At 71.7% G+C, this 17,067-nt stretch carries 12 protein-coding genes, 1 tRNA gene and 2 pseudogenes; 7 read left to right on the forward strand and 8 right to left on the reverse strand.

Annotated features, from left to right (window positions below):
* Window positions 1–6: 6 nt before the first annotated feature.
* The 4 genes and pseudogenes from clpP to ACFOY6_RS04435 all read right to left on the reverse strand — a co-directional run bounded on the left by clpP (window position 7) and on the right by ACFOY6_RS04435 (window position 2,774).
* Entirely contained in the window at window positions 7–648 is a 642-nt protein-coding gene (clpP, locus tag ACFOY6_RS04420; protein ID WP_109515039.1) for an ATP-dependent Clp endopeptidase proteolytic subunit ClpP, read from the reverse strand.
* A 215-nt stretch (window positions 649–863) separates the two neighbouring features.
* Window positions 864–1,652, reverse strand: a pseudogene (gene tig / locus ACFOY6_RS04425) (trigger factor); the annotation flags it as partial.
* 627 nt (window positions 1,653–2,279) lie between these two features.
* A pseudogene (locus ACFOY6_RS04430) lies at window positions 2,280–2,645 on the reverse strand (trigger factor); the annotation flags it as partial.
* A gap of 44 nt (window positions 2,646–2,689) precedes the next feature.
* A tRNA-Leu gene (locus tag ACFOY6_RS04435) sits at window positions 2,690–2,774 on the reverse strand.
* A 150-nt stretch (window positions 2,775–2,924) separates the two neighbouring features.
* Between ACFOY6_RS04435 and ACFOY6_RS04440 the strand changes: the two genes are divergently transcribed.
* Window positions 2,925–4,127, forward strand: a complete 1,203-nt coding sequence (locus ACFOY6_RS04440; protein WP_109515450.1) for a pyridoxal phosphate-dependent aminotransferase — start codon at window positions 2,925–2,927, stop codon at window positions 4,125–4,127.
* A gap of 48 nt (window positions 4,128–4,175) precedes the next feature.
* Here the strand turns inward: ACFOY6_RS04440 and ACFOY6_RS04445 are convergent, their stop codons facing one another.
* Window positions 4,176–6,569 (reverse strand): 1-deoxy-D-xylulose-5-phosphate synthase N-terminal domain-containing protein, encoded by a 2,394-nt coding sequence (locus ACFOY6_RS04445; protein WP_379649161.1) that lies wholly within the window; start codon window positions 6,567–6,569, stop codon window positions 4,176–4,178.
* 168 nt (window positions 6,570–6,737) lie between these two features.
* Here ACFOY6_RS04445 and ACFOY6_RS04450 point away from each other — a divergent pair, with 168 nt between their 5' ends.
* Window positions 6,738–7,520, forward strand: coding sequence for an EAL domain-containing protein (locus ACFOY6_RS04450; protein ID WP_379634951.1), 783 nt, complete (start codon window positions 6,738–6,740; stop codon window positions 7,518–7,520).
* Window positions 7,521–7,583: 63 nt separating this feature from the next.
* On the opposite strand, the gene ACFOY6_RS04455 is transcribed toward ACFOY6_RS04450, so the two are convergent.
* The gene (locus ACFOY6_RS04455) at window positions 7,584–8,981 is read right to left on the reverse strand and encodes a malonyl-CoA decarboxylase (protein WP_109515036.1); all 1,398 of its coding nucleotides are present in this window, start codon (window positions 8,979–8,981) and stop codon (window positions 7,584–7,586) included.
* 109 nt (window positions 8,982–9,090) lie between these two features.
* Window positions 9,091–10,536, reverse strand: a complete 1,446-nt coding sequence (locus ACFOY6_RS04460; RefSeq protein WP_379649164.1) for an NAD(P)H-hydrate dehydratase — start codon at window positions 10,534–10,536, stop codon at window positions 9,091–9,093.
* 210 nt (window positions 10,537–10,746) lie between these two features.
* Here ACFOY6_RS04460 and ACFOY6_RS04465 point away from each other — a divergent pair, with 210 nt between their 5' ends.
* Both ACFOY6_RS04465 and ACFOY6_RS04470 read left to right on the forward strand, forming a co-directional pair.
* Complete coding sequence (locus tag ACFOY6_RS04465) at window positions 10,747–11,565, forward strand: ABC transporter ATP-binding protein (protein WP_379649166.1); 819 nt, start codon at window positions 10,747–10,749, stop codon at window positions 11,563–11,565.
* Window positions 11,555–12,469, forward strand: coding sequence for an ABC transporter permease (locus tag ACFOY6_RS04470; RefSeq protein WP_379649168.1), 915 nt, complete (start codon window positions 11,555–11,557; stop codon window positions 12,467–12,469). Before ACFOY6_RS04465 ends, ACFOY6_RS04470 begins: the two co-directional genes overlap by 11 nt.
* A gap of 21 nt (window positions 12,470–12,490) precedes the next feature.
* Here ACFOY6_RS04470 and ACFOY6_RS04475 read toward each other — a convergent pair whose 3' ends face one another.
* On the reverse strand, window positions 12,491–13,834 hold the full coding sequence (locus ACFOY6_RS04475) for a globin-coupled sensor protein (RefSeq protein WP_109515032.1): 1,344 nt from the start codon (window positions 13,832–13,834) through the stop codon (window positions 12,491–12,493).
* A gap of 221 nt (window positions 13,835–14,055) precedes the next feature.
* On the opposite strand from ACFOY6_RS04475, the gene ACFOY6_RS04480 reads away from it, so the two are divergent.
* The 3 genes from ACFOY6_RS04480 to ACFOY6_RS04490 all read left to right on the forward strand — a co-directional run bounded on the left by ACFOY6_RS04480 (window position 14,056) and on the right by ACFOY6_RS04490 (window position 17,060).
* Window positions 14,056–15,099: a TRAP transporter substrate-binding protein gene (locus ACFOY6_RS04480; protein WP_379649170.1), complete on the forward strand. Its 1,044-nt coding sequence runs from the start codon at window positions 14,056–14,058 to the stop codon at window positions 15,097–15,099.
* Between the two features lie 138 nt (window positions 15,100–15,237).
* Window positions 15,238–15,741, forward strand: coding sequence for a TRAP transporter small permease (locus ACFOY6_RS04485; RefSeq protein ID WP_379649172.1), 504 nt, complete (start codon window positions 15,238–15,240; stop codon window positions 15,739–15,741).
* On the forward strand, window positions 15,738–17,060 hold the full coding sequence (locus tag ACFOY6_RS04490; RefSeq protein ID WP_379649174.1) for a TRAP transporter large permease: 1,323 nt from the start codon (window positions 15,738–15,740) through the stop codon (window positions 17,058–17,060). The genes ACFOY6_RS04485 and ACFOY6_RS04490 overlap by 4 nt, the downstream gene beginning before the upstream one ends.
* The last annotated feature ends 7 nt before the right edge of the window (window positions 17,061–17,067 follow it).

Consider the following 17,067-nt stretch of genomic DNA (forward strand, 5'->3'; position numbering starts at 1 on the left):
GCCATGTCACCCCTTCGGCGCTTCCGCCGGGGTCGTGGGCCGCTCCTCGACCACCTGGTCGATCAGCCCGAACTCCTTCGCTTCCTCGGCCGACATGTAGCTGTCGCGCTCGAGCTTGCGCTCGATCTCCTCGATCGGCTGGCCGGTGTGCTTCACGTAGATCTGGTTCAGCCGCTTGCGCAGCGCCAGGATCTCGCGCGCCTGGATCTCGATGTCCGTGGCCTGCCCCTGCGCCCCGCCCGAGGGCTGGTGCACCATGATGCGGCTGTTGGGGAGGGCGAATCGCTTGCCCTTCTCGCCGGCCGTCAGCAGCAGGCTGCCCATCGAGGCGGCCATGCCGAGGCACACGGTGCTGACCGGGCTGCGGATGTACTGCATGGTGTCGTACATCGCGAGGCCGGCCGAGACCACGCCGCCCGGGCTGTTGATGTAGAACGCGATATCCTTGTTCGGATTCTCGCTCTCCAGGAACAGCAGCTGGGCGCAGATCAGCGACGACATCTGGTCGTAGACCGGACCCGTCAGGAAGATGATCCGCTCCTTCAGCAGGCGCGAATAGATGTCGAAGGCCCGTTCGCCCCGGGCGGTCTGCTCGATGACCATCGGGACGAGGTTGTTGTACAGTTCGACCGGATCGCGGTCCCGCATTTTGCATCCTCTCGCGGCAGCGGGTGCCCCGGAACCCTCCCGCGGGCCCCTGCCCGCGGCGCCCCGGCACCGGCCCGCCACCGTCACCCTAAAGCTTCACAGGTTAACATGGGGCAGCCGGAGCCGGCGCGAAAGAGGGCCGGCGCACATGGCAGCGGGCCGGGAGCGGCAAATCCACCCCCGGCCCGCGGTCTCACCTGGCCCTGAGGCGGTGCTCAGCCGGCCGGATCGGCCGAGAGCTCGCCCGCCGGCACTTCCTTCTCGGTGACCTGGGCCAGTTCGAGCATGAAGTCGACGACCTTCTCCTCGAAGATCGGGGCGCGCAGATTCTCGATCGCCTGCGGGTTCTTCTGGAAGAACTCCAGCACCTGCCGCTCCTGGCCCGGGTAGCGCTGGGCCTCGGTGCGCATGGCGCGCGAGAGTTCCTCGTTCGTCACCTGGATGTTGTTGCTGCGGCCGATCTCGGACAGCAGCAGCCCGAGGCGGATGCGGCGCTCGGCAATGGCGCGGTAGTCGCTCTTCAGCGCTTCCTCATCCTTGCCCTTGTCCTCCTCGTCCAGCTGCCCGGCCTTCAGGTCGGCCTCGACCCGCTGCCAGATCTGGGCGAACTCGGCCTCCACCATCGAGGGCGGCACCTCGAAGCTGGCCTGGGCCGAGAGGGCGTCGAGCAGCTTGCGCTTCACGTTGAGGCGGGAGAGCTGGTCGTACTCGCCCTGCAGCGTCTCGGTGATGCGCTGCTTCAGCTCGTCCAGGCTGGCCAGGCCGAGCTTCTTGGCGAACTCGTCGTCCAGCGCGGCATCGACCGGCTTCTGCAGCTTCTTGGCAGTCAGCTCGAAGCGGGCCGGCTTGCCGGCCAGCTCGGCGGCGCCGTACTCGGCCGGGAAGGTCACGTCCACATGGCGGGTCTCACCCACCTGGATGCCCTCCAGACCCTCGGCGAAGCCGGGGATGAACCCGCTGCCGCCGATCTCCACCGGCATGTCCGTGCCCGTGCCGCCGGGGAAGGGCTCGGAAAGCCCGGCCGCATCGCCACCCTGGCGCAGGCTCGCCTGGGTCACGGTCAGGATGGTGTCGTCCTGCTTGCCACCCAGCTCGATGCGCACGCTGACGCGCAACTGGCCCTTGGCATCCGCCGGCACGGTCCAGCTCGCGGTCACGGACGACTCGGCCGGGCCAGGATTGGCGATCTGCGTCTCGCCGGACTGCAGGACGGTGCCGCCGTCCTGCAGCTCGAAGAACACGACCGACTTGGCGCTCTCCGGCAGGGCGGCGTCAGCCTTCCAGCGGAAGGACAGCGTCAAGGAAGCGCCGCCTTCGGCAGGCAGTCCGGCCGCGAAGACGATGCGCGCCGCCTTGGCCTCCAAAAGCTTGACCTGGGCGCCACCTTCCGCCGGCTCCAGGCTCCCGCTACCGCCCGCGTGGGTCAGCTTCCAGCTCTGCGCCGGCTCGCCGGAGAGCAGCTCCTTCCCCTCGACCAGCCGCCCGACAAAATCCGTCACCACCACGTCGCCCTGGGCGGCGGGGCGGGACTCGGCCACATCCTCCATGGCGCGGTTGCGGGAGGCGATGCCTTCCAGCGCCTTGGTGACGTCCTCGTCGCCCACCTTGGCCACCGGCTTCTCCAGGCTGATCGCCGAGAAATCGGGCAGCGGGATCTCGGGCAGCTGCTCCAGCTCGATCTTGAACTCGAGGTCGGCACCCTCCGAGAAATTCACCAGCTCGATCTTGGGCTGCATGGCCGGGCGCAGGCCGCGCTCGTCGATCACCGTCTTGGTGACCGACTGCACCTGCTCCTCCAGCACCTCGCCCATGATGGCGGAGCCGTAGCGCTGCTTCACCACGCCCATCGGGATCTTGCCGGGGCGGAAGCCCGGCATGCGGATCTCCTTGGCCAGCGAGACCAGACGCTGATCGCGCGCCGCGGCGATATCAGCCGCCGGAACCACCACGGTAAAGGCCCGCTTCAGCCCCTCGGCTGCCAGCTCGGTCACCTGCATCGCCACACCATGCTCCTGAAATTCAGTCCTGCGCCGGTCGCCGGTGGTGCGGGCGGAGGGATTTGAACCCCCACGGCTTGCGCCACTGGAACCTAAATCCAGCGTGTCTGCCAGTTCCACCACGCCCGCGAACGCAGTCCCGGCGTCTCCATAAGGGGGCGCGTTTAGCGCAGTGGCATCGTCTTTGAAAGGGTCCCCGCCGTCATCGGCGCCCATTCCATCCCGCTTGCGCGGCTGCGCGGCGCCCGGCACACAGTCTGGACGATGCCCGAGGTCCGCATGAGCACCGCCACCACAGCCTCCTCCCCCGCCCTCCACGCGCCGCTGGACGACCTGCCGGAGCGCATCCGCGCCCTGTCCACCAACCAGATCGCCGAGATCGCCGATCTGGGGCGGGACGACCCGGAGGTGATCAAGCTCTGGATCGGCGAGGGCGACCTGCCCACCCCGCCCTTCATCGTCGAGGCCGCCGCCGCCGCCATGCGCGAGGGCCAGACCCGCTACACCTACGCCCTCGGCCTGCCCCGGCTGCGCCAAGCGCTCTCCGACTACCACCGCCGCCACTGGGGGGTGGAGGTGCCGGCCAGCCGCTTCACCCTCACCGCCGGCGGCATGAACGCCATCATGCAGGGCCTGCAGGCCGTGCTCAGCCCGGGCGACGAGGTGATCTTCCCCGCCCCCCACTGGCCGAACCTGGCCGAGACGGTGCGCGTGCTGGGGGGCAGCCCGGTGCCGGTGGCGCTGCGGCAGACCGAGGCGGGCGGCTTCCACCTGGCGCTGGAGGACATCGCCGCCGCCATCACGCCCCGCACCCGCGTCATCGCCATCAATTCCCCCTCCAACCCGACCGGCTGGGTGATGCCGCGGGCCGAGATGGAGGCGGTGCGCGACCTCGCCCGGAAGCACGGCCTCTGGATCCTGTCGGACGAGGTGTACAACCACTTCACCTACGGCAACGCCATCGCCCCCTCCTTCCTCGAGATCTGCGACGGCACCGACAGGCTGCTGGTCAGCAACACCTTCTCGAAGAACTGGGCGATGACCGGCTGGCGCGCCGGCTGGCTGATCTTCCCCGAGGGCATGGCCGCGGTGTTCGACAATCTCGGCCAGTACAACACCACCAGCATCCCCACCTTCATCCAGTACGCCTGCATCGCCGCGCTGGAGCAGGGGGACGACTTCATCCGCACCATGGTGGGGCGCTGCCAGGAGAGCCGCCGCATCATCTGCGAGGGGCTGGCCGCCATCCCCGGCATCCGCGCCGAGGCGCCGGAAGGCAGCTTCTACGTGATGTTCTCGGTGGAGGGGGAGACGGACGCCAAGGCACTCGCCGTCCGCATCCTGCGCGAAGCCAAGGTGGGGCTGGCGCCGGGCACCGCCTTCGGGCCCTCCGGGCAGGGCAAGCTCCGGCTGTGCTTCGCCATCGACACGGCGCTGGCACGCGAGACGGTGCGGCGGCTGAGCGAGTTCTTCAGGAAGTAAAAAGGTCCGGGGGAAGGAATTCCCCCGGAAGCCCCCTTCTTTTCTCTGTCAGCTTTCCAGAAGCGCCTGGGCGCAGGCGTCCAGGATGGCGTCGGTGTCCAGGCCGTATTCCCGGTAGAGGTCGGGGATGTCGCCGGACTGGCCGAAACGGTCCACGCCCAGCGGCACCACGCGCTGGCCGCGCACCGCCCCCATCCAGGCATGCGCCGCCGGGTGGCCATCCAGCACCGAGACGATGGCGGCACCCGGCGCCAGCGGCGCCAGCAGCCGCTCGATCGCTGACGACGCGGCCCCGGGCCCCTGCCGCGCCGCGCGCCGCGCCGCCAGCCAGCCGGCATGCAGCCGGTCCGGGCTGGTGATGGCGAGCAGCCCCGCCCCCGGCTCCTCCTCCCGCAGCGCCTCGAAGGCGGCCATGGCCTCCGGCGCCACCGGGCCCTGGTAGGCGATGGCGATGCGCGCGCCGGGCTCCGGCGCCACCGCCCAGTAGCCGCCGGCGATCACCGCCGCCGGGTCCAGCACCCGCTCGGGCTGCGCGATGCCGCGGGTGGAAAGCCGCAGCCACACCGCCGAGCCATCCGGCTGCTGCATGTGGTGGAAGGCGTGGCGCAGCAGGATGGCCAGCTCGTCCGTGTGCGCCGGCTCGTAGCTCGCCAGCCGGTCCTGCGCGATGCCGAGCAGCGGCGTGTTGCTGCTCTGGTGCTGCCCGCCCTCCGGCGCCAGCGTCAGGCCGGAGGGGGTGGAGACCAGCAGGAAGCGCGCATCCTGGTAGCAGGCATAGATCAGCGCATCGAGGCCGCGGTTGACGAAGGGGTCGTACACCGTGCCGACCGGCAGCAGCCGGGCGCCGTGCATCCGGTCCGCCAGCCCCAGCGCGCCCAGCACCAGGAACAGGTTCTGCTCGGCGATGCCCAACTCCACATGCTGCCCCTTGGGCGACATGCCCCAGCGCTGCGCGGAGGCCAGCTTGGCATCGCGGAACACGTCGTTCTTCAGGTGCCGGTCGAAGATGCCGCGCCGGTTCACCCAGGGGCCGAGGCTGGTGGAGACCGTCACGTCCGGGCTGGTGGTGACGATGCGGCTGGCCATCGCCTGCGTCTCGCGCCCGCCGCGGCCGATCTCGGCCAGCATCTCGCCGAAGCCTGCCTGGGTGGAGAGCATCCTGTTGGGCGGCAGGCGCGGCGGGCTGAGCGTGGCCGGCACCGGCACCTCGGACGCCGAGAGGCAGCGCCCCTCCGGCGTCAGCTTCTGCGCGAAGGGCAGGCCGGCCAGGAAGTCGGCCAGCTCGTCCTCCGGGATGTCGAGCCCCTCGAAGCGGTCCCACTCATGGCCGGGGCGGATGCCCATCTCGGCGCGGAACACCTCCATCTGCTCGCGGGTCATCAGCCCGGCATGGTTGTCCTTGTGCCCGGCGAAGGGCAGGCCCATGCCCTTCACCGTGTAGGCGATGAAGCAGGTGGGCTGGTCCCCCGCCGCCTCCTGGGCGCGGAAGGCCTCCGTCAGCGTCTCGATGTCGTGGCCGCCGAGGTTGGTCATCAGAGCGCCGAGTTCCTCGTCCGTCAGCGGGTCGATGATGGCACGGATGCCGTCGATGCGCCCCAACTCCGCCAGCAGCGCCGCGCGCCAGGCGGCGCCGCCCTGGAAGGTGAGCGCCGAGTAGAGGCTGTTCGGGCAGTCGTCGATCCAGCGGCGCAGATGCTCGCCATCCTCGCGGGCGAAGGCGGCCTCCAGCTTGCGGCCGTATTTCAGGGTGACAACGTTCCACCCCATGTCGCGGAACAGCCCCTCGATGCGGCCGAACAGCCGGTCCGGCACCACGGAATCGAGGCTCTGGCGGTTGTAGTCGATCACCCACCAGACATCGCGGATGTCGTGCTTCCAGCCCTCCAGCAGGGCCTCGTAGATGTTGCCTTCATCGAGTTCCGCATCGCCCACGATGGCGACGTGCCGCCCCTGGGGCATGCCCTCCCGCGCCAGCCCGTGCAGGTGCACATAGTCTTGCACCAGCGCGGCGAAGGAGGTGAGCGCCACGCCGAGGCCCACGGAGCCGGTGGAGAAATCCACCTCCGCCCCGTCCTTCACCCGGCTCGGATAGGGCTGGATGCCGCCGAACTGCCGCAGCGTGGTGAGCTTCTCCCGCTCCTGCCGGCCCAGCAGGTAGTTCACCGCGTGGAACACCGGCCCGGCATGCGGCTTCACCGCCACCCGGTCCTGCGGCCGCAGGATGTCGAAGTAGAGCGCCGTCATGATCGCGGCGACCGAGGCGGAGGAGGCCTGGTGCCCGCCCACCTTCAGCCCGTCCCGGTTGGGGCGGATGTGGTTGGCATTGTGGATGGTCCAGGCCGAAAGCCAGAGGAGCTTCTTCTCCAGTGCGCGCAGGAGGCGGAGGCGCCGGGCGGGGTCTTCCGCGGCGCGCAGCGCGCGCCGGTCTGGCGTGGCGTTCATGGGCTCCCCTTTCCGGGTGATCTGGTCCTGGACCAGGCCAGCCTAGGAGGCTTTGGGCCCGCCACCAAGTCACCGCATGTTCACCACTTGACCTTATCAACCGGGACGAGGCGGCCGTCGGATTGGTGCAAGGTCGCAGGCTTGCCGTCTGCACAAAGGTCCTTCCCCATGCCGCACGATTCTCTGCCCTCCGCGCGCGGCTGCCTTGGATGCCGCTCGGAGGCCCGGGCAAGCCTGCCGCCGATCGCTATGGCCTTCCAGCCCATCGTCGCCCTGATTCCCGGCGGCACCGCCATCTTTGCCTATGAGGCGCTGGTGCGCGGGGCGCAGGGGGAGCCGGCCAGCCACGTCCTCGCCCAGGTGGGGCCGGACAACCGCTATGCCTTCGACCAGCGCTGCCGCGTGCAGGCGATCGAGCAGGCGGCGGCGCTGGGGCTGGGCGGGACGGAGGCCTCGCTCTCCATCAACTTCATGCCCAACGCCGTGTACGAGCCCCAGGCCTGCATCCGTGCCAGCCTGGAGGCGGCCCGCCGCGTCAGCCTGCCGCGCGAGCGCCTGATCTTCGAGTTCACCGAGGGGGAGGCGATGGCGGACCCCGCGCACCTGCTCAACATCCTCTCCACCTACCGCGCCACCGGCTTCCGCACCGCCATCGACGATTTCGGCAGCGGCTGGTCGGGCCTCAACCTGCTGGCCATGTTCCAGCCCGATATCGTCAAGCTCGACATGGGGCTGCTGCGTGGGGCGGATACGGACGCCGCACGGCGCATCATCCTGCGCCATACCGTCGCGATGTGCCGGGACCTGTCCATCCAGGTGGTGGCGGAGGGCGTGGAGACGGAAGGCGAGCTCCAGGTGCTGCGGGAACTCGGAGTCACGCTGTTCCAGGGCTATCTGTTCGCGCGGCCCGGCTTCAACGCCCTTCCCGTCCCGTCTCCCCTGCCGAGGTGAGGTCCCCACCCTGGGACCAGGGCCGGCTAGTCGTCCCCGGACTGTAGTTCAGGGGCTACGGGTTCAGGGCCCGCTGCGGGCCAGCTTGCGCAGCGCGGTGGCGGCGGCGCGGCTGCCCTCGCCGACATAGCCCTCGTGGTAATCCTCGATCTTGGCCGGGTCGTAGAGATAGTTGACCATGAAGCCGAGGCTCTCGCGCATCCCCTTCTCCGAGATGTCGCCGCGCCAGCAGATCCGCTCCACCCGGGCGCCATTCGAGAGGTGGAAATGCCCCACCGGGTCGCGCGCACGGCGGCCGCCGCGGCCGGTCTCCAGCACCAGGTAGCGGGCGCAGAGCCGCGTCAGCACCGGCTCGGTCTTCGGCCCCCACCCTTCGGTCAGCGGCCGGCGGCCGCCCAGCAGCGCACGCAGCGCGGCATTGCCGTCGGCCAGGCCGGAGAGCTCGACAAGCTGCTTGTTCTCCTCCTCCGTCAGCAGCTTCGGGTGCGGCTCGATGAGCTGCTCCTCCAGCCAGCGGCGGAAGCCGGGAATGGGGGAGAGGGTGGAGAAGGTCTTGAGGTTCGAGAACTCCTCCGACAGCAGCGAAACCACCCGCTTGATCAGGAAATTGCCGAAGGAGATGCCGTCCAGCCCGCGCTGGCAATTGTTGATGGAGTAGAAGATGGCCGTGTCCGCGGCGCGGGGGTCCTGCACCGGGGCGCGCTCGTCCAGCAGCGTCTGCACCGAGCCGGACAGCCCCTTCACCAGCGCCACCTCGACGAAGATCAGCGGCTCCTCCGGCATGCGGGGGTGGAAGAAGGCGTAGCAGCGGCGATCGGAATCCAGCCGGTTCTTGAGGTCCCGCCAGGTGCGGATGCGGTGCACCGCCTCATAGCCCACCAGCTTCTCCAGCAGCGCGGCGGGCGAGTTCCAGTCGATCCGCCGCAGGTCGAGGAAGCCGAGGTCGAACCAGCTTCCCAGCAGGCTGCGCAGGTCGGCGTCCAGCGCCCGCAGCATCGGGTCGGCCCCCATCAGCCGCACCAGGTCGGCGCGCAGATCCACCAGGAACTTCATGCCGTTGGGGATGGAGGTGAACTGCGTCAGCAGCCGCAGGCGCGGCGGCTCCAGCACCCGGCGCAGCTTCGCCTTGGCGCTGGCGCGGGCGGCGGCGTCCGGCGCCGCGCTCACCTCGCGCATCGCCCCCTCCACCGCTGCCGGGTCGGAGTCGAAGCCGGCCAGCGCCCTGAAGAAGGCCACCCGTCCCGTCTCGTCCAGCCCCAGATAGGCCTGCGCCAGGTCGGCGGCGCGTGCCCGGGCGGAGACCTCGCCACCGCGCGCCTCCAGGCAGGCGCGCATCCGCGCCTCCCAGGACAGCCCCTCGGCCGGGGTGGAGACAGAGGAGGCCATGTCCCGCCACAGCAGCGAGACCTTCTTCAGCGCCCGATCGAAGAAGCCGACTTCGGCGACGGCGACATCCGACATTGATCCCTCCTCCATTCAGCCCGGGCCGGGAGACCCTCGACGGCAGTGTGGACCACGCGATCCTGAAATCTGATGAAACATGTGGTGAGCAATCTGCCGCAGCCCAGGGTCAAAAGGAAAGGCGTGCGGCGATACTCGCGCCGATCTCCGGCAGCAGCGCCTCCGCCACCAGCGGCGCCTGCGGCGGCGCGCCGCCCAGGGCACGGAACGCCGCCTCGCCATGCAGCCACACAGCGGCGCAGGCCGCCTCGAACGGCGCCATGCCCTGCGCCAGCAACCCGGCCACCAGCCCGGCCAGCACATCGCCGCTGCCGGCGGTGGCCAGGGCGGGCGGCGCATGGTCGTTGATCGCCACACGGCCATCCGGCGCGGCGATGATGCTGTCGGCGCCTTTCAGGACCGTTACCGCGCCGGTCCGCGCGGCGGCGGCGCGGGCGGCGGCCAGCCGGTCGGCGCCGGGCGGGCCGAAGACGCGGGCGAATTCCCCGGCATGGGGCGTCAGCACCGCCGCGCCATGCAGCGCCCCGGGGTTGCCGGCGGCAGCCGTCAGCGCGCCGCCATCGGCCACCACGGCGCGCCCGGCCCGCACCACCTGGCGCAGCACCGCCAGCGCCTCCGGCCCCGCCGGCAGGCCGGGGCCGAGCAGCCAGGCATTGCGCCGGGCATCCTCCAGCAGCGCGGCGGGGGGCGCCTCGCTCACCAGCAGCCCCGGCTCGCCGGCGCGGAACAGGGCGGCGGGGGCGGCATCCGGCGCCGCCACCGTCACCAGACCGGCCCCGGCCCGCCGCGCGGCCCCGGCCGCCAGCCGGGCGGCACCCGGCATCTCCGCCCCGGCCAGGAGGGTGACATGGCCCAGGCTGAACTTGTGGCTCCCGGCATCACGGCGCGGCAGTGCCCACAGCCCCGGACCGTTGCGGAAGGCGCGCGGCCCGATGCCGGGCAGCACGCTCTCCGGCAGGCCGATCTGCGCCAGCTCGACCGTGCCGCAAAGCGCCCGCCCCGGCAGCAGCAGGTGCCCCGGCTTGCGGCGAAAGAAGGTGACGGTGAGCACCGCCTGCGGCGCGAAGCCGCCCAGCGGCTGGCCGGTGGCGCCATCCAGCCCCGACGGAACATCCACCGCCACCAGCGGCGCCGTGGCGCCGCGCAGCAGCGAGGCCAGATCCGGCGCCAGCGGCCGCGCGAGGCCGGCGCCGAACAGCGCGTCGATCACCAGCCCGGCCCGGCCGATCTCGGTGGCATCCAGCGGCACCACCGGGCCGCGCCATTCGGCGGCCACCGTGGCGGCATCGGTGCCCGGGCGCGGGGCCGCGAGGGGCGCCACGGCCACCGGCCAGCCCGCCTGCTCCAGCAGGCGCGCCGCCACATAGCCATCGCCGCCATTGTTGCCGGGGCCGGCCAGCACCAGCACGCGGCAGGGGCGGAAGCGCCGGCGCACCGCGCGCTGGACCGCGCCGCCGGCCGCGCGCATCAGCGCGAGGCCGGCATGGCCGGCGGCGGCGGCGGCGCCGGCGGCCTCCGCCATCTCGGAGGGGGTGAGGAGGGCGTCGATCATCATGCCAGGCCAGGCTAGCGCGCTCGGGATATGGCGGGAACGCGCCCTGCCCGGCGGCGTTGCGCCCGGCCGGGCCGGATTGCCCAGCGGGCGGGCAGAACCGTGCCGCCGCCCGCGCTTTCCGGCCCCACCCCCTGGCGCGGCGCTTGCTTCGCCTGGGCTGGGCTGGCAGTTGGCCCCCGGTCAACGGGACCGGCAGGGTGGAGGTGCGGCATGGCGGCGGTGGAGCGACCTTTCGTCGAGATCGATCAGGTCTCGATGCGCTATGGCGGGGCCGAGGGCACGCTGGCGCTGCGCAATGCCACGCTCTCCGTGGCGCGGGGCGAGTTCGTCGCCGTGGTGGGCCCCTCGGGCTGCGGCAAGTCCACGCTGATGAAGCTGGTGAGCGGGCTGTGGCCCTCCAGCGCCGGCAGCGTCATTGTCGGCGGGCAGGAGGTGGACCGGCCGCTGCCCATGGTGGGCATGGCCTTCCAGAACCCCACCCTGCTGCCCTGGCGCACCATCCTGGCCAATGTGATGCTGCCGCTGGAGGTGGTGGAGCCGCACCGCCGCCGCCTGCGCGCCGAGCGGGCCGCCTATGAGGCGAAGGCGCGGCAGCTTCTCGCCATGGTCGGCCTCGCCGGCTTCGAGGGGAAGTACCCCTACCAGCTCTCGGGCGGCATGCAGCAGCGCGCCAGCCTCTGCCGCGCCCTGATCCACGACCCGCAGCTGCTGATGCTGGACGAGCCCTTCGGCGCGCTCGACATCTTCACCCGCGAGGATCTCTGGGCGCAGCTGCAGGAGGTCTGCCTGACGCTGAAGCCCACCGTCATCCTGGTGACGCACGACCTGAAGGAGGCCGTGTATCTGGCCGACCGGGTGCTGGTGATGTCCTCCCGCCCCGGCCGCATCCTGGCCGAGCGGCGCGTCCCCTTCCCCCGCCCGCGCCGGCTGGATGACACCTACACCGCCGAGTTCCAGGCCCTGGTGCACGAGCTGCGCGACCACATCAACGCCGCCCGCCAGGGGCAGGAGACCGACCATGCCGCATGACGCCGGCCCCCAGGGCGAAGGCGCCCCAGCCCCGCCGCGCGGCGACGCCCCAGCCCCCCGCCGCGGGGACGCCAATGCCCGGCGCGTGGAGGCGATGGCCGCCGCCGCCCGCCGCCGCCGCCGGTTGCAGGGGCTGCTGCCCTGGCTGATCATCCTCGGCACCTTCCTGCTGTGGGAGGCGGCGGTGCATGGCTTCGCCATCGATGCCTTCATCCTGCCCGCCCCCTCGGCCATCGCCGCCAGCATGGTGCAGTGGTGGCAGCCGCTGCTGGAGAATGCCTGGCAGACGCTGATGACGACGCTGGTGGGCTTCGGCCTGGCCATCCTCTTCGGCCTGGCGCTGGGGGTGGCGATCGGCTCCTCCACCCTGCTCTACCACGGGCTCTACCCGCTGCTGATCGGCTTCAACTCGGTGCCCAAGGTGGCGGTGGTGCCGATCCTGGTGATCTGGTTCGGCATCGGCACGGTGCCCGCCATCATCACCGCCTTCCTGATCAGCTTCTTCCCGATCGTGGTGAACGTGGCCACCGGCATCGCCACCGTGGAGCCGGAGCTGCGCGACGTGCTGCGGGCGCTGGGCGCCCGGCCGCTCGACATCATCCGCAAGGTGGGGCTGCCGCGGGCGATGCCCTATTTCTTCGCCTCGCTGAAGATCGCCATCACGGTGGCCTTCGTCGGCTCGATCCTGGCGGAGACGGTGGCGGCCAACAAGGGCATCGGCCAGCTGATGATGCTGGCCAGCAGCCGCTTCGACGTGCCGCTGGTCTTCGCCGGGCTGATGGTCACGGCCTTCATGGGCGTGGCCATGTATGCGGTGGCCGCCGCCATCGAGCAGCGCACCACCGGCTGGGCGATGCGCGGCCAGGGCGAGCAGCAGGTGTCGGGGGTGGGCGGCGGCGCCTGAGCCGCTCCCCCGGGCTTTGCGTCAGGCGCTGCGCACCTCGCTCATGAAGCCATCCATCGCTTGGCGCAGCGAGCGGGAATGGCCGCCGAGACCGCCGGCCGCACTGCTGAGCTGCCCGGCCACCTGGCGGGCGGAGGAGGCATCCGCCTCGAAGCCGCGCATCATCTCGCTGACGCGGCGGTTGCCGGCGGCGGCCTGCTGCACGGTTCGGGCAATGGCGTCGGCCGTCTGGCCCTGCTGCGCGACCGCCTCGGCGATGGCGGCGGCGATCTGGTTGATCTCGTCAATGGTACGGGCGATGTTCTCGATCGCGGCCACCGCCTCGCGCGTCGCGCCCTGCACCTGCCCGATCTGGCCGCTGATCTCCTCCGTGGCCTTGGCGGTCTGGTTGGCGAGGTTCTTCACCTCGCTGGCCACAACCGCGAAGCCCTTGCCCGCCTCGCCGGCCCGCGCCGCCTCGATGGTGGCGTTCAGCGCCAGCAGGTTGGTCTGGCCGGCGATGCTGTTGATGAGGCTCACCACGTCGTCGATCCGCTTGGCGCCCTCGGCCAGGGCCTGCACCACCGTGTCCGTGCGGCGGGCATCCTCCACGGCACGGGCGGCGATGCGGGTCGCCTCGCCGAGCTGGCGGCTGATCTGGCCGACCGAATTGGTGAGCTGCTCGGCCGAGCTGGCGGCCGCCTGCACATCCTGGTCCGCCCGCGCGGCGGACTGCGCCACCGTGCCGGACACCTCGCCGATGCGGCCCGCATTGCCGACGATGACCTGGACAGCCTCCTCCATCTGCCGCACCGACTGGCCGAGCTCCTCCACCACGCCGCTCATGCGTTGCTCGAAGGTGCCGACGAGACGGTTGGTCAGGCTGGTCCGCGCTGCCTTCTCGGCCCGCGTGAAACACTCCAGCAGCAGCTCGCAATGCAGCCAGGCGACATGCGAGAGGCTCAGCCGCAGGGCGAATTTGCGGGCCGCCTCCCGCCGCACCCAGCCGGGGCCGGGCGGGTTCAGGCCCAGCTCCTCGCTGATCAGGTTCAGGGTGGTGACGCCGCAGAGGCCGACCCCGTAGATCGGCATGCCATGGCGGTGCAACGCCACCCCCAGCGCCTCCGCCGATTCCAGAAATCCCGCATCCAGCTGTCCCGTGGCCACCCGCTGCCAGTGCGCCACCCGCAGGCGGTGCACCTCCGGGTGGCGCAGGGCCGCCATCGCCTCCGGCCAGCTGGCCAGGCGGGAGAGGCCCCGCTCCAGAAGGCCCGGCAGGGTCTTCTCGGCGAAGTCGCGCAGGCTCGGAAGCACTTCCAGATCCTCCGCGGTGATGCCGAAGGTGGACAGGCGCTGCCGCAGCTCGGGTGGGATGGAAACTGTCATGCGGAACCTCTGGCCGTGGGGCGGCAAGCGTTGGATGTTTCAGGCGCTTCGACTCTGTACGAAGAGGATTAAGGAAACGCTGAGTGGGCCTTTCCCCGTGCCTCGGCCGGTCCCGCCCGGCGGACGCGCAAGATGATTGCGGCCGTCACTGGCGTCACGTTAGAAAGTTTGGAGGCCGCCCGACCGCCGCCCGCCGTCCGGAAGACATAAGGAAACCGTCCATGGTGCAACGCCGCCATCTGCTGGGGCTGGCCTCCGCCGCCCTCGCCGCGCCCGCCCTGCTCGGCCCCCGCCCCGCGCGCGCCGAGGAGGTGACGCTGCGGCTGCACCACTTCCTCCCCGCCGTCTCCAACGTGCACCGCAACTTCCTGGCGCCCTGGGCGAAGAAGGTGGAGGAGGCCTCGGCCGGCCGGCTGAAGATCCGCATCTTCCCCGCCATGCAGCTCGGCGGCGCGCCGCCGCAGCTCTACGACCAGGCGCGCGACGGCGTGGCCGACATCATCTGGACCCTGCCCGGCTACACCGCCGGCCGCTTCCCCCGCATCGAGGCGCTGGAGCTGCCCTTCACCGCCAACCGCAGCGGCCTGGCCAATGCACGCGCCACCCAGGCCTTCGCCGAGAGGCACCTGGCCGATGAGTTCGGCGAGGTGCACCCGCTCTGCTTCTGGTCGCATGATGGCGGACTGATCCACTCCCGCAGCCCGGTGCGCAAGCTCGAGGATCTGCGCGGCATGAAGCTGCGCTTCCCGACGCGGCAGGCCGGCGAGGGGCTGCGCGCGCTCGGTGCCGCGCCCGTCGGCATGCCGGTGCCGCAGGTGCCGGAGGCGCTGACCCAGGGCGTGCTGGACGGCGCCGTGGTGCCGTGGGAGGTGGTGCCCTCCATCAAGCTGCAGGAGCTGGTGCGCAACCACACCGCCTTCCCCGGCAGCCCCACCTTCTATGTCGCCACCAACGTGCTGGCGATGAACAAGGCGAAGTACCAGTCTCTCCCCGCCGACCTGCGCGCGGTGCTGGATGCGCAGTCCGGCCAGGCCGCCGCCGCCATGGTGGGCGCCATGCTGGACGAGCAGGCCGTCATCGTCTCCGAGCAGGCGCGCCGCCGCGGCAACACGCTGATCGAGCTGGAGCCGGCCGAGGCGGAGCGCTGGCGCGCCGCCTGCGCGCCGGTGACGGAGGCATGGCTCGGCCAGATGCAGGGGCGCAATGTCGATGGCGCGGCCCTGCTGGCCGATGCCCGCGCGCTGTTCGCCCGCTACGCCGCCTGAAGCCGCGGCCCGGGCGGGCCGTCCGCGCCGCCTCCGCCGGCCGGCGCCCCGCGCCCGGGGCCAGCCGGCGTCCCGCCCGAACGCCGCCGCCCCAGGAGGCCCCGCCATGACCCCCGCCCCCTGCCGGAGCCGTACCCAATGGCCCTGACCGCCTCCCCCGGAGGCCGGCCGCAGCATGGCCCGGTGGCGCTGCTCTGCCGGGCGCTGATGCTGGCCGGCGGCGCCATGCTGCTGGCCACCGCCCTGCTCACCGCGGCCAGCGTGCTGCGGCGCTGGCTGCTGGGCCAGCCCATCCCGGGCGATTTCGAGCTGGTGCAGGCCGGCTCGGGCCTCGCCGTGTTCGGCTTCCTGGCCTTCGGCACGCTGCGGCGCGCCAACATCCTGGTGGACAGCTTCACGAGCTGGCTGCCCACCGGGCTGTGCCGCGTCATCGACGCCTTCTGGAATCTCGTCTGGGCCGCTGCGGCGGCGCTGCTGGGCTGGCGCATGGTGCTCGGCGCGCTCGATGCGTGGCGCAGCGACACGCGCAGCATGGTGCTCTCCATGCCGCTGTGGTGGGCCATCGGCCTCGGCGCGCTGGCGCTGCTGGCCACCGCCCTGGCGGCGCTGCGCTGCGCCCTGCAGGCGGCGGAGAAGCCATGAGCGAGGAGTTCCTGCTCGCCGGCACCGGCTTCGGCGCGCTGCTGCTGCTCATCGCGCTGCGGGCGCCGGTGGGGCTGGCCATGCTGCTGGTGGGCGCCTTCGGCTACCAGCACATCGTGGGGTGGGAGGTGCTGGCCAACTACCTGAAGGCCACGCCCTGGCATCTCTTCGCCAGCTACACCTTCTCCGTCATCCCTCTCTTCATCCTGATGGGTGCCATCGCCGAGCGCGGCGGGCTGGCGGGCGACCTGTTCACCGCCGCCCAGGCGCTGGTGGGCCAGCGGCGCGGGGGCCTGGCCATCGGCGTCATCGGCGCCTGCGCGGCGTTCGGCGCGGTGTGCGGCTCCTCGGTGGCCACCACCGCCACCTTCGGCCGCGCCGCCCTGCCCGAGCTGCGGCGCCACGGCTACGAGCCCGGCCTCGCCGCCGGCACCATCGCGGTGGGCGGCACGCTGGGCATCCTGATCCCGCCCAGCGTCATCCTGGTGGTCTATGCCATCAGCACGGAGCAGAATATCGCCAAGCTGTTCATGGCGGCGTTCATCCCCGGGCTGCTGGCGGCGGCGCTCTATACGCTGGCCATCCTGCTGCTGGCGCGGCGCCGGCCGGAGGCGATGCCCCCCGCCCCCGCCCTCTCCGCCGCCGGGCGCCGCGCCGCGCTGCGCGCCGTGCTGCCGGTGCTGGCCATCGCCGTCATCGTGGTCGGCGGCATCTATGGCGGCGTCTTCACGCCGACCGAGAGCGCGGCCATCGGCGTCGTCGCGACGCTGGCGGTGGCGCTGCTGCGCGGCAGCCTGGGCCTTGCCGGGCTGTGGCAGGCGCTGCGCGGCACCGCCGAGACCACGGCGATGATCTTCGTCATCCTGCTTGGCGCCGAGGTGTTCAACGCCTTCCTGGCGCTGACCCAGGCGCCGGACCTGCTGGCGCTGTGGATCTCGGAGCAGGCGCTGCCGCCCTACGGCATCCTGGCGCTGCTGCTGCTCAGCTACATCGTGCTCGGCGCGGTGATGGACGAGCTGGCGATGATCCTGCTGACGCTGCCGATCTTCTTCCCCGTCGTCACCGCGCTCGATTTCGGCCTGACGCCGGAGGAGACGGCGATCTGGTTCGGCGTGCTGGTGCTGGTGGTGGTGGGCATCGGCCTCACCGCGCCGCCGATCGGGCTGAACGTCTTCGTCGTCGCCGCCCTGGCGCGGGACGTGCCGATGGCCCGCATCTACCGCGGCGTGCTGCCCTACCTGGCCATGGACGTGGTAAGGCTGCTGCTCTGCGTCGCCTTTCCGGCGCTGTCCCTTGCGCTGGTGCGGTGGCTGGGCTGAGCCGCAT

The organism is Teichococcus aestuarii, from assembly GCF_042651065.1.
Lineage (GTDB): Bacteria > Pseudomonadota > Alphaproteobacteria > Acetobacterales > Acetobacteraceae > Pseudoroseomonas > Pseudoroseomonas aestuarii.